Origin of the sequence: Glaciecola nitratireducens FR1064 (assembly GCF_000226565.1) — a bacterium.
Taxonomy (GTDB): Bacteria; Pseudomonadota; Gammaproteobacteria; order Enterobacterales; family Alteromonadaceae; genus Glaciecola; species Glaciecola nitratireducens.
In genome coordinates this window covers 3,985,697-3,998,901 of sequence record NC_016041.1, presented here as the reverse complement: position 1 = coordinate 3,998,901, position 13,205 = coordinate 3,985,697, and the positions used below count along the sequence as shown (strand labels likewise).

Here is a 13,205-nt window from a genome sequence, read left to right as displayed (position 1 = left end):
AAGTATCTGTTGTTCATAGGATAGTTTTTAAACAATTGTTAATTTTTGGGACTAGGTTTATTTTGCAAACACCTCGGTTTGATTAAGTTTTTTCAGAAATAGGATCACTCTTCAAAGCTGCATACAAAGTAACTTTTAAGCCAATCCTTGATCAGACAATGGCGAGTGAGTTGTATCCAACGATAGATCAACTGTAGTAAGCCTATATTAAGTCTAAGATTACAATCTATCGGCTCAGTAATTCAATGCTCATCATCGATTACTGTCAGACTGCGTTGGCCGAGTAACAAGTCAACTAATGCTTGTGTGCTGCGGGTGACGAAAACGCCACCCACTAGATACTTCAGAAATCAACATTGAGTTATCGCGATTTTTGAGCGCGCCTTCTCCATGCTAAACAGATTAAAAGCAACATGTACGGTGAAAGGCTACCGCCACCGCCACCGCCGTTAGATCCTTGTTGCGTAGCTGTCGGAGTAGAGCGTGAAGGATCGAGAGGGAACGCATCACTGTTATCTGGAACACCATCATTGTCGTCATCGCTATCAGCATTATTACCGATCCCATCACCGTCAGTATCCACTTGCTCGGTACTATCGAGAGGGAATGCGTCATTCACATCAGCAGTGCCGTCGTTATCGTCATCACTGTCAGCATTATTGCCGATACCATCACTATCTGTGTCTAATGACTCAGTTGGATCAAGAGGAAATGCATCGTTATTATCAGCTACGCCATCATTATCATCATCAGTGTCGCTGTTATTGCCAATGCCGTCATTGTCGGTATCGACAGACTCCGCAGCATCCAGAGGAAAGGCATCATCCCCATCAGCGACACCGTCGTTGTCATCGTCATTATCAGCATTATTACCTAAACCATCCGCATCAGTGTCTAACCACTCAGCAGGGTTAAGCGGAAATGCGTCACTGTTATCAATAAACCCATCGTTATCGTTATCATCATCTTGTTCATTGGCAATGCCATCACCATCAACGTCATTGCCGCCGCCAGCTTCGCTGCCTAAGGTCGTAAAGTGATCCAATGTTTGTACTGTGCCCGATTGAGTTGTAATACGCAGCGACGCAATGTGCTCACCAAATAGCATGGGTAAATCGAACAAGATAATGGATTCGCCATACCATATGTCGGCGACTGCTAACGGATACCAGCTTGGGTCATCGCCAAGACGTATTTCAGCAGCAACATCTTCAATGATTTCTGAATTAACCTCGATGGCTAGTAAACTTTGCAATTGGTTTATCGCTGATTTAGCTAACAGGGTATTATCAATCATGATACCGAGATCACGAATAGTCTCGATTTTTTGATAGCCTGATGTTTCAACCTCAAAAGTCAGGGTAGACCGATGTGTTTGATTGTTGAGTACCGTCGGAAAGGTTAGTTTCCCCACCGGTGCTGTGCAAGATTCGGGCAAAGGATATTCATTGGTACGTAAGTACCTTTCAATAGCAACTGATTGCCCATCACACAGCCATTCCAGTTCTAAGTCAAGTCCATCACCATAGGTGTTACCAACCGCGTCACGCAGCATCGGAAAATCAAAATTCCAAGCCCAACTCCAATCCCATAGATTTTTTAACACACTATTTTCAATCGAAAGTGGATGATGCCAGTATGTTCCTTGACCGTCTAAATATAACGATTCAGTTGCTTCCCTTTGCAGCGTGCGTCGATTTAATCCATCACGCTCAAACAACCCTTGTTGATTGATTGTAAAAAGCTCAGCGCTTGCAACTAATTTGCCTTCATAAGGATCTTCAGTGGTTTTTTGGCGGAAACTTAGTTCAATTTTGCCTTGTCGTGCATCCTCGTCTGGAATATACAATTTAGCATATACAACATCATCAATTGTATCCGTGAAACCGCCACTATTTGGGCCTTGTAACGTGATTTTCAGTTGATCTACTTTTGTTTTAAGGGGTTCGGAGGCGAAATGCTCGTAGTTTGCTCGCTGCTGCATGTTTAAGTTAATGAAAACGCTTTCCGTTAGACCCCCTTGATATTGCTTAAATGGGTTGTAGATTGCAGCGCCACCACCTTCAAGCGACCGGGTTACGAGAGTGCCGACTTGCAATGTTGTGTCGCTCGGTATCGTATTGAACGCATAGTATTTGTTGGTATTTCCACCCGCAGTGTTGCTTGAAAAAAGCCTATCATCGAACGCAAGTTCGAAGGCGCTGGTGGGATTTTCATAGTCGTCTTGAGCGAGCTCCGTGCCATTATCATCCAGCACTTGGCCAACACCGAAAACGAACTGAAGCTGACTAATATCAGCGCGGTAGGTATCGTTGCCGTTGACTGTGAATCTTTCTAAGGCTTGTCCTATAAGCATTGCTGATTCAACTGGGTTGGGCATCCCAATATCGCTGAATCTTATCCAACCATAATCGATTAACAGTGTCTTTTCTCCGGTCGGAATTTTGACGATAGCCGTTTCACCTGCGCGCACGCTGACTCGGCGGTAAAAACTGTTTTCACCGTAAATATTAAATTGAGTATCGCTGTTTGCATTGTGTTCAAACTGAATTTCAAAGGCTTTTTGAAAAGTTACGGGTACGCGTAATCGTGATTCGCCAGATTCAAATAAAAGACTGTCAACAAACGTAAGGTTGTCGAGCGTTGAAGCGTCGAGGCTACCAACTTCGTCAATGATTAGCGAGACCTGAACGGAAACCTTAGCTCTCGCGGCGATGCTGATCGTTTCAGGAACCTCAATCAGTACGCCATTTGGGAATGTTTGCTCACTGTCTACAGCAAGAACAACGGGTTGATTAGACAAATTATGCAGGGTGAGACTTAAATCCGATTGGTACGAGCCTGTTTGTTGCGTAATATTTCCAAAATCAACGATACCCTCTGCTGACGCTAACGATACATCCAATGCGTCAATGATATCCAATCGACCAGCGCCTTGAGCATGCGGCAAAAATCCAATATCTCTTGCAGATGCCATCAATCGTTGTTTAACCTCTGCCGCAGTTAGTTCAGGGAATTGTTGCAGCAGAATAGCTGCTGCTCCGGCAACGTGCGGCGCTGCCATACTGGTACCACTTAAAGAAATTATGTTTTCTCCAGGCGAGGCAGAAAAAATATCATCGCCGGGTGCTGATAGCTCTGGTTTAAGTGGTGCATCTGCTTGGCTATCACCCTTTGAGCTGAAACTTGAGAGCTGATCTGATTTGGTTGAGGAGGCTACTGTAATAGCAGTTCGTGCTGATGATGGAGATAGATTAGCAATGTCATTGAAATTACCATTGTTACCAGCTGACACAACGACCACGATGCCGGCTTGCGTAGCGCGATCAACAGCTTGACTTAATGGGCCTTCGGCATTGCCATTACCACCTAAACTCATATTGATGACATCAACGCGATCTTCTGTATCCGCATTTTGATCGGGGTCGATGGCTCTTTCGATACCAGCAAGAATGTTCGAGGTATATCCAAAACCTTCATCACCGAGGACTTTGTAAGCGTGTAATTTTGCATCAGGAGCAACCCCACGAAGGCTTTCGCTGTTGCCTGCAACAATACCTGCTACGTGAGTACCATGACCATCGATATCCATTGGGTCGTCATCGTCATAGTGGAAGTCGTATCCAGCTATGACTTTACACCCTTCGCCAAAGCAGCCACCCAATGCTGAGTGGGTATAATCAATACCGGTGTCTAACACCGCTACAACTATTCCATTACCAGTAAGGGTTGCTCCAGCATTATCAAGCCGCAACCAAGCGTCATTTGCTCGCACTAGAGAAACACTTTCACTTAGTTGACGTGACATCACTTGGTCGGCTACCACTCTTTTGACATTAGGAAGCGAACGGATCTTATCAACCTCGTTGGGTGATGCTTCCACAACGATGGCGTTTATCGTGTGAGTAAATTGGTAAGTAGGGAGAATTTTTTGGTTAATCGTACCAATATAGCTAAGAAGTGTTTGATGTTCTTGCTGCAACGCACTTTGATAGTTGCGAAGTTCAGCAGAGAGTCTTGTGTTCAGCCTGTTTACTGACGGATTTTCTGCTGCTAGAAGTTGCTGTTGCTCGATTAAGCCTGGTGATGTTAACTCTACGATGTAGCGCTGTGGTCCAGCCGGATAGTACTTTACAGTCGACAACCCATCAGATCGTGTCGTTGTCACCGTTAGTGTATCGTCTGAAACTGACGGAAGTGTTTTTTCGGAAATTGTACTATCTGCGTTTGCGAACGAAGAAAAACAAAATTGCAGCAATGCGGTCAGTATTAAGCCGCGACGGAGTGGGCGTGAAAATACAATCATAAAACATCCTTGTTATTACTACTTTGATTTAGATCTTTGAGTTTATCTCAGTTCACTTCGAGCACCAATATGCAATTTCATATTGTGTTATAAATACTCAAACTCATCACCGAGTCATTGCTCGTTAGGCAAGTCAAGCGCGGAGAAGTCATAATGGGTCACTTTTACCTTTTGGAACATGCCAGCGACATATGCATCATAGCGGCGAAGACTTAAAATTTTTCAATAACCGCTTTATGTATCCATCCTGCTGCTGTTTTACTCTCCAGAATAAGTCGATGAAGCCATGCAGATTTGGTGACGGTACATTCTGAAAAAAGCATTGACTGACGCAAATCCAGTGCCACCTGCAAGGAGAATAATTCGCCGTTCCCATATCCTCAAATTGCTCAAAGTAAGCGAACTTATCAAGATTATATTATGAGCTAAAACCTTTAATTAGCCTGTGTTATCTGAGTGCGCCTCGGATGCTAATCTTATAAATCATCAATCACGCGCCAGCTAATATACAAGAAATGATTTTTCTCCGATTTAGGAGCGTCTTAAAAGTTAACTTGTATTCTACTTTGACGAATGCCTCCTATTCTGAGGTTTAATCAAACAGGATTTTTTGCAAAATAAACCGGATCCCACAATTTGATCGTTGCCATTTGCCTTTTCCTGTATATACTTACATCTAACTGTATAGAAAAACAGGCTGTTTATGCGTCCACTAACTCCCAGGCAACAAGAAGTACTCGACCTTATTAAAAGTACAATGATTGATACGGGCATGCCGCCCACTCGTGCTGAAATTGCGCGTCACTTAGGTTTCAAGTCGGCGAATGCCGCTGAGGAGCATTTGAAAGCCCTCGCAAAGAAAGGGGTGATCGATATCATTCCTGGCACATCGCGTGGTATTAAACTGAATTGCGCATTAGATGACGAGGCTGACGAAGGTTTACCACTGATCGGCCGAGTAGCTGCAGGTGAGCCGATTTTGGCAACAGAGCATGTAGAATGTCATTATAAAATCGATCCCGACCTATTCAAACCAAACGCTGATTTTTTGCTTAGAGTTCACGGCATGAGTATGAAGGATATCGGGATTATGGACGGTGATATTTTGGCGGTGCATCGCACGACTGATGTTCATAACGGCCAAGTTGTCGTCGCTCGAGTTGATGAAGACGTTACGGTGAAGCGTTTTGAAAAACGAGGTAGCCAAGTTTTACTACATGCAGAAAACGACGCGTTCGCGCCTATTAAAGTCGATTTAGCCTCACAGCCTTTTAACATTGAAGGTATTGCCGTTGGCGTCATTCGTAATTCAGATTGGATGTAGCGTCAGATAGAGTTATTTGTAGCTTATTAAAAACTTAAAATAGCCGCTTCATGAGCGGCTTTTTTATGTCGTATTTCCCCTCAAACAGCAGTTTCAAAGTGCAAACCTCAATTTCATTTAATGTTGAAGTTCTGAAGTGTTATATCGACTACCGCTGTCTAATCCCGTCAAAAATGCACTGTTTCAATGTGACTAATGTAGCCGCCAACGTATATGAGCTTCTAAAAGATCATAAAAAGCGCAGTACAAATTTTAATCATTACCAAGATATTCAATCTATTTTCAAGAAAACACTAGACTATGCAGGTACTTTGTTTAATCATTAGGCATTGATTTACATCAAAATAACAAATTAAACAGAATCTTCACATCAGAGCGTAAAAATTCACAACCTGAAGAAGAAGATTGGAAAGGAGTATCAGAGTGAATCGAGTAACTTCATTGCTTATTGGCGCGTTACTAGCGTTTAGTAATTCAGCAATAGCCTCAACGGCTGCAGAACGGTCTGACCTAAACCTACGTCAAGGTGTAAGCGATATCAGCTTAGAAGTGTATGACTTACACATGCTGATGTTTTGGATATGTGTTGTTATCGGTGCCGTCGTATTTGGTGTGATGTTTTATTCGATGGTAATGCACCGTAAATCTACCGGAGCTAAGCCAGCTAATTTTCATGAAAACGTGAAAGTAGAAGTACTGTGGACGGTTATTCCTTTTGTCATTCTTATTGCGATGGCGTGGCCAGCGGCCACAACTCTCATCGCTATGGAAGATACTAGTGAGGCTGACGTTACTATAATAGTGACGGGCTCGCAGTGGAAATGGCACTACAAATACAAAGACAATCCAGATGTCGAATTCTTTTCCTTACTTGCCACTCAAAGAGAGCAAATAAACAACAAATTCACCAAGGGCGAAAACTATCTGTTAGAAGTAGATAGACCTCTCGTCATTCCAACGGGTAAGAAAGTTCGTTTCTTGATAACTTCTGATGACGTTATCCATTCTTGGTGGGTTCCAGATTTCGCGATCAAAAAAGACGCCAACCCTGGTTTCATCAATGAAGCATGGACCAATGTTAATGAGCCTGGTATCTACCGCGGCCAATGCGCAGAATTATGCGGACAAGACCACGGCTTTATGCCTGTCGTTGTTATTGCTAAAGACCCCGCTGAATATGAAGCATGGCTGAAGGCAGAAGAATCAACCGCGATGAGAGCGAAAGAAGAGGAGCAGCGTCTGCTTTCCATGAACATGAGTATGGAAGAGTTAATGACGCAAGGTAAGAAAATATATGACACTGCCTGTATCGCTTGCCATCAAGCTAACGGTGGTGGCTTGCCACCTATGTTCCCAGCGTTGAAAGGCAGTAAAGTTGCCTTAGAAAAACAAAATATTCCGTTACATATTAGTATGATCATCAACGGTAAAAATAACATGCCGGCGTTTGGTAAGCAGTTATCTATGTCTGAAATAGCCGCAGTCGTTACTTATGAGCGAAATGCTTGGGGTAATAACACGGGCGACATGGTGCAAGCTAAAGATGTTAACGCAATAATTAACGGTAAATAGAAGGTCATCAACATGAATACAGAAACCGTAAACGAAGCACATGATTCGCATGATGGCCACGATGCCCATCACGAACATCACATACCCAAAGGCATTTTAAGATGGTTGTTCACCACGAACCATAAAGATATCGGCACGCTTTATCTTTGGTTCGCGTTCATCATGTTCTTAATAGGCGGCGCAATGGCAATGGTCATTCGCGCGGAGCTGTTTCAACCAGGTCTGCAAATCGTAGAACCACATTTCTTTAACCAAATGACCACAGTACACGGTCTTATTATGGTATTTGGTGCTGTTATGCCCGCCTTTACTGGTTTGGCAAACTGGCTCGTTCCAATGATGATTGGCGCGCCTGATATGGCACTACCGCGAATGAATAACTGGAGTTTTTGGATCCTACCATTTGCCTTCCTTATTTTGCTTTCGTCTCTATTTATGGATGGCGGCGGTCCTGCATTTGGTTGGACGTTCTACGCCCCTCTATCAACACAGTACAGTGGCGACAGCACCGCTTTGTTCGTGTTTTCCGTCCACATCATGGGTATTTCATCTATCATGGGCGCAATTAACGTGGTTGTGACCATATTAAATATGCGTGCACCAGGTATGACCTATATGAAAATGCCTTTGTTTGTATGGACTTGGTTGATTACGGCCTTCCTGCTTATAGCGGTTATGCCTGTGCTAGCAGGCGCGGTAACGATGGTTCTGACTGATAAGTTTTTCGGCACCAGTTTCTTTGATGCCGCAGGTGGTGGTGACCCCGTTATGTTCCAGCATATATTTTGGTTCTTCGGGCACCCTGAAGTTTACATAATGATTTTGCCTGCTTTCGGCATTATCTCGGCTATTGTTCCTACCTTCTCGCGTAAAAAGCTATTTGGCTATGCGTCTATGGTTTATGCAACGGCATCTATTGCTTTGTTGTCGTTCATTGTTTGGGCGCACCACATGTTTACAACCGGCATGCCGGTGGCCGCTGAGATGTTCTTTATGTTTGCGACCATGTTAATTTCCGTACCGACAGGTGTGAAAGTGTTTAACTGGGTAGCCACAATGTGGCGCGGTTCTTTAACCTTTGAAGTGCCGATGATGTTCGCTATCGCCTTTATCGTGTTATTTACTATTGGTGGTTTATCAGGCCTGATGCTGGCAATCACACCAGTGGATTTCCAATACCATGATACTTACTTCGTGGTTGCTCACTTCCACTATGTACTCGTTACTGGTGCCGTGTTCTCCATTATGGCCGCTGTTTATTACTGGTTGCCAAAATGGACCGGTAAAATGTTTGATATCACATTAGCTAAATGGCATTTCTGGTGTTCATTGATTTCAGTAAACGTTCTATTTTTCCCTATGCATTTTGTTGGACTAGCTGGCATGCCTCGTCGTATTCCTGACTACGCACTTCAGTTTGCAGACTTTAACAAATGGATAAGCATCGGCGGTTTTGCCTTCGGTCTGTCTCAATTGATTTTCTTGGTGCTTATTATCAAAGCGTGCAGAAAAATAGGTGAACCAGTGTCTGACCAAGTTTGGGAAGGTGCTGAAGGCTTGGAGTGGGAAATTCCATCACCAGCGCCGTATCACACTTTTGAAACACCACCGGTTATAAGATAAAAAGAGGATAGTGTAGGTATGTCTGAACTACCTGGTTCTAAGGACAAAACTGAAAAAGCTGACGCTTCGCTAGAGAGTGGGCGAGCGTCGGAAACTCAAATACCAAAAACCCGCGCGGAGACTGCTGCGGAAAATGCAAAAACCGTGAGAACACTGGTATTTGTAGTCATTGGTATGTTGGGATTCAGCTTTGCCCTAGTGCCTTTATATGATGTTTTTTGTGACCTTACGGGCATAAATGGCAAAACATCAAATGAGGCAGCTGTTTACGAATCAGTGATAATAGACGAATCTCGAACCATTAAAGTTGAGTTTATAACGCGCACGCACTCTGGAATGCCTTGGGAGTTTAGAGCCCAAACAGCAGAAGTTGCGGTGCATCCAGGCGAAATGAGTGAAGTCGCTTTTTATGTTCGAAATCCAACAGATCGGGACATCATTGCTCAAGCTATACCGTCGGTGTCTCCTGGCACGGCGGCATTGTTTGTGAATAAGACAGAATGCTTCTGTTTCAAGCATCAGCCGCTAAAAGCGGGTGAAGAAGCCTTAATGCCAATGAAGTTTTACGTTGACCCACAGCTTCCAAAAGATATCACCGTTTTTACATTGCAGTACACGCTTTATGACATATCTGCAAAAGTACAACCCGCTGTTGACGTTGCCATGAACAACAGCTAATGGAGAATAAAATGGCCCAAGAACAATACGAAAAATATTATGTCCCTGAACAAAGTATCTGGCCCATTGTTGGTGCGGTTGCTCTGTTTTTAATTGCTGTTGGTGCAGGTAACTTTGTGATCGAAAGCACTCGCGATAAAACTGGCTATGGCTTTTATATCCTAATGGCGGGCATTGCCCTCCTTCTCATTATGATTACAGGCTGGTTTAAAAATCAAATTGATGAATCTATGAGTGGACTTTACAGTGCTCAACTAGGCCGCTCTTACCGACAGGGGATGGCGTGGTTTATATTTTCTGAAGTGATGTTTTTTATGGCATTCTTTGGTGCGCTATTTTACGCAAGAACGATTAGTATTCCTTGGTTAGGTGGTGCTTCTAATAACGCTAGTACAAATGAAGTGTTGTGGAATGGTTTTCAAGCTACCTGGCCCCTATTGACTACACCTGCAGACGCTATTTCAACGGGTGAACCATCGACTCAAGCGATGCCTTGGACTGGCTTGCCGCTAATTAACACTGCATTGTTATTAGCCTCATCTGTTACCCTGCATTATGCGCATGTAGGTTTAGAAAAAGTGAAACGTACTCAACTTATAAGCTTGTTAAGCCTTACTATTTTGCTCGGTGCAATATTTTTAGTCTTGCAAGTACAAGAATACGTTCACGCGTATCGTGATCTTGGACTCACTTTGGATTCGGGTGTTTATGGAAATACCTTCTTTTTACTAACGGGCTTCCATGGAATGCACGTTACTTTAGGTACTATCATTCTCATTGTACTATTGGGTCGATGTTTGAAAGGGCACTTTACACCAAAAGAACATTTTGCATTTCAAGCCGGTAGCTGGTACTGGCACTTTGTTGACGTGGTTTGGGTTATGCTATTCTTCTTCGTATACATATTGTAGAGACGAAAAAAGCCATCTCAAAAGAGGTGGCTTTTACATTTGAGCTCTAAGAATTATTATTTATTGAAAGTAAGCAAATAAACTAGTGGGGCGTTGGGTTGGGCTGAATGATACCCGTTGCAACTGCAATAAGGATGATTCCTATAATCACAGCCGATGCAAGAACTCGTCTACCGATATACTTACTCATATTTTGGTTTTGGTCATTTTTCAGCATGACCATCATGGCTTGAAAGAGACTAAAAACCATGAATATGAGTAGTCCGCCAATAACTAATTTTACGAATAACACTTGCACGCTCCTGATGTATTAGTTAACTCTGTAATAGAGTTTAAAAGGATTTGGAAAGGTCATTATACAAATATGTGGATTCGAAAACTCCCTCTACTGCCTACCATAGTCACTTTATTGTGCGTTGTCATCATGTTTGGTTTGGGTATATGGCAGTTAGAACGAAAAGCCCAGAAAGATATTCGCTTAATGCAAATTGAGGAGCGGCAGTCCAACAGGCCATATAAGCTTGAAGAACTGGTGTTTGAGCGTGGCGTGAATATTAACAGCAACAACGATACTAACAATAATACCTCGGATAGCAAAAATTTAGATATTCAGGACTTTCCGGTGAGCTTTGTAGGCACTGCGCAACTGGAAAACTTATTTTTTATCGACAATAAAATAGTGTCAGGTAGAACGGGTTATCAAGTCGTGGTCCCAGTAGCGACTTTGGATAAGGATATCGTACTCGCCAATTTGGGTTGGCTTCGGGGTAATGGCATTCGCGGCCAATTACCTTTGATATCGGATAATCTGAGATCTGAACTTACAGAGCGTTCTGCACAATTTACTGGTGTGGTGAGCTACCCGTCTATCAATGCAATGGTGTCTGAAACCAATACGGCATTTGGTCAATTCCCAGCGTTATTGCAACAAACGGACATGGCACAAATGAAACAGCATCTGCGTGCAGCCGGACTGCTTAGTCAGGGCAAACTTTACCCTTTTATTGTCAATCTAACACCTGATGAAAGTTCTGAATTCATACGCAACTGGCAGCCCGTGGTAATGAGCCCAGAAAAACACTTGGGTTATGCTGTGCAGTGGTTCGGCCTAGGTATTGCCGCGTTGACTATTTATCTCCTCAGCTTGATGAAGCTATTTCAAACTAAAAATAATAAAGAGAATTAACATGCAGCAAAAATCTAAAAAACTGACCGCGTTGGCACTTATCCTTGTTTTTACCCTTCCCGTTATACTTGCCAAGCTCGCACTAGACAATGAGTGGTTCAATAAAGGCTCAACCAACAAAGGACAATTGTTAAATCCAATTATTGAAGCTGGAGACTTGTTCTTAGTAGAAGGTGAGGAACCGCATTGGCGCCTAACCTACGTTATTCCTAACGACTGCGATCTCGCTTGTGAAAATGCGATATTCAGTATTAGTCAGGTGCGCACCGCCGTTGGTCGCGAAATGGATAGAGTCGATGCGGTTTTTATTGTGACCGAAAATAGTGACTTGAAGGCGGTTAAAAACTTAGAAGAGAATGATTTTGGCAAGTTGTTAAAATCAGATGCAAATAATGTTAATAATTTGTTTAAAGAAACCGGCAATAATGGTATTTTTATCGTAGATACTTTGGGTAATGTGATACTCAAATTTAATAGCACGCTTGATCGTGAACAAGCAATAATGGACAGTCGAGACATTTTGGCGGACCTTCGCAAGTTATTGAAATTGTCTCGAATCGGTTAGAACAGGATACACAAATAATGAAGAAGTTGGTGCTTGCGAGTATTTTTTTAGCACTATTGGTTATTGTCCTTGGCGCATACACTCGCTTAACGGACGCAGGACTTGGTTGTCCAGATTGGCCCGGTTGCTATGGCACATTGTTAGTTCCTCAGTCTGAACAACACGTTGAGCTAGCAAATCAAGCTTTTCCTGAGCGACCTGTCGAGGCTGAAAAAGCGTGGAACGAAATGATCCACCGCTACTTCGCAGCCGGCCTAGGGTTTTTCATTCTCGTTATATTTTTTACGTCATTAGTTAAAAAGATGCGTGGTTCGCATGGTCCGGTAAAACTCCCATTTTTACTATTGGTTTTAGTCTGTTTCCAAGGCGCTTTGGGCATGTGGACCGTGACGCTTAATTTGCTTCCCGTTGTGGTTATGGGGCACTTATTGGGCGGCTTCACCGTGCTATCGTGTTTGTTTTTACTTTATTTGCGACTAACCCCTTACCGTATACCCGGTGGCGATTCACAAATCAGACACTATGCGAAATTTGGCGCGCTTGGTATTGCAATCGTTGTGTGGCAGATAGCCTTGGGCGGCTGGACAAGCGCAAATTATGCATCGCTTGCATGTACTGAACTGCCTATTTGCGAAGGTGATTGGTTTAGTAATTTAGATATTGCTGGCGCGTTTAGCGTCCCCGTTGCTGAAAATTATGAATTTGGTGTGCATGATTATCAAGAGCGCGCCACTATGCACATAATGCATAGAATTGGTGCAATTGTGACCTTTATTTATTTATGCTGGTTTGCTATTACGCTCTATAAACGTTCATCTTCAGGCTTAATGAAAAGATTAGCGACAACAATGACGCTTGTGCTTGGCGCTCAAGTATTGTTGGGCGTAAGCAACGTTGTTTATAGCTTACCTTTGACAGTGGCTGTGTTGCATAACGCGGTTGCCGCTTGTTTATTACTCGTCATGGTTCTTATCACCTACACAATGTATCGGAAATACTAACGTGAATGAGTCTACTGTATTCAATTTTTTAAGGAGAAG

The 13,205-nt window shown here is 43.2% G+C and carries 10 protein-coding genes; 8 read left to right on the top strand and 2 right to left on the bottom strand.

Translation table 11 applies throughout. From position 1 onward, the window contains the following. Positions 1-361: 361 nt before the first annotated feature. On the bottom strand, positions 362-4,306 hold the full coding sequence (locus GNIT_RS16910; RefSeq protein ID WP_014110537.1) for a S8 family serine peptidase: 3,945 nt from the start codon (positions 4,304-4,306) through the stop codon (positions 362-364). A gap of 703 nt (positions 4,307-5,009) precedes the next feature. Between GNIT_RS16910 and lexA the strand changes: the two genes are divergently transcribed. The 5 genes from lexA (at position 5,010) to GNIT_RS16880 (ending at position 10,414) form a co-directional block, all read left to right on the top strand. Continuing rightward, positions 5,010-5,630, top strand: coding sequence for a transcriptional repressor LexA (lexA, locus tag GNIT_RS16905; RefSeq protein WP_041246492.1), 621 nt, complete (start codon positions 5,010-5,012; stop codon positions 5,628-5,630). Between the two features lie 447 nt (positions 5,631-6,077). Continuing rightward, positions 6,078-7,202, top strand: coding sequence for a cytochrome c oxidase subunit II (gene coxB, locus GNIT_RS16895; protein WP_238526981.1), 1,125 nt, complete (start codon positions 6,078-6,080; stop codon positions 7,200-7,202). Between the two features lie 12 nt (positions 7,203-7,214). Beyond that, complete coding sequence (ctaD, locus tag GNIT_RS16890) at positions 7,215-8,825, top strand: cytochrome c oxidase subunit I (RefSeq protein WP_014110532.1); 1,611 nt, start codon at positions 7,215-7,217, stop codon at positions 8,823-8,825. Between the two features lie 18 nt (positions 8,826-8,843). After that, positions 8,844-9,503 (top strand): cytochrome c oxidase assembly protein, encoded by a 660-nt coding sequence (locus GNIT_RS16885; RefSeq protein WP_014110531.1) that lies wholly within the window; start codon positions 8,844-8,846, stop codon positions 9,501-9,503. 11 nt (positions 9,504-9,514) lie between these two features. Beyond that, a complete protein-coding gene (locus tag GNIT_RS16880) occupies positions 9,515-10,414 on the top strand; it encodes a cytochrome c oxidase subunit 3 (protein ID WP_014110530.1) in 900 nt (299 codons plus the stop codon). 82 nt (positions 10,415-10,496) lie between these two features. On the opposite strand, the gene GNIT_RS16875 is transcribed toward GNIT_RS16880, so the two are convergent. Continuing rightward, positions 10,497-10,664, bottom strand: a complete 168-nt coding sequence (locus GNIT_RS16875; RefSeq protein WP_238526980.1) for a DUF2909 domain-containing protein — start codon at positions 10,662-10,664, stop codon at positions 10,497-10,499. A 114-nt stretch (positions 10,665-10,778) separates the two neighbouring features. Between GNIT_RS16875 and GNIT_RS16870 the strand changes: the two genes are divergently transcribed. Genes GNIT_RS16870 through GNIT_RS16860 form a run of 3 tightly spaced genes read left to right on the top strand, consistent with a single transcriptional unit; the run spans position 10,779 to position 13,166 of the window. Continuing rightward, positions 10,779-11,600 carry an SURF1 family protein gene (locus tag GNIT_RS16870; RefSeq protein ID WP_014110528.1) on the top strand — a complete coding sequence of 274 codons (822 nt, stop codon included), beginning with the start codon at positions 10,779-10,781 and terminating at the stop codon, positions 11,598-11,600. A gap of 1 nt (position 11,601) precedes the next feature. Beyond that, complete coding sequence (locus GNIT_RS16865) at positions 11,602-12,165, top strand: hypothetical protein (RefSeq protein WP_014110527.1); 564 nt, start codon at positions 11,602-11,604, stop codon at positions 12,163-12,165. Between the two features lie 17 nt (positions 12,166-12,182). Then, entirely contained in the window at positions 12,183-13,166 is a 984-nt protein-coding gene (locus tag GNIT_RS16860) for a COX15/CtaA family protein (RefSeq protein ID WP_014110526.1), read from the top strand. Positions 13,167-13,205 lie beyond the last annotated feature (39 nt).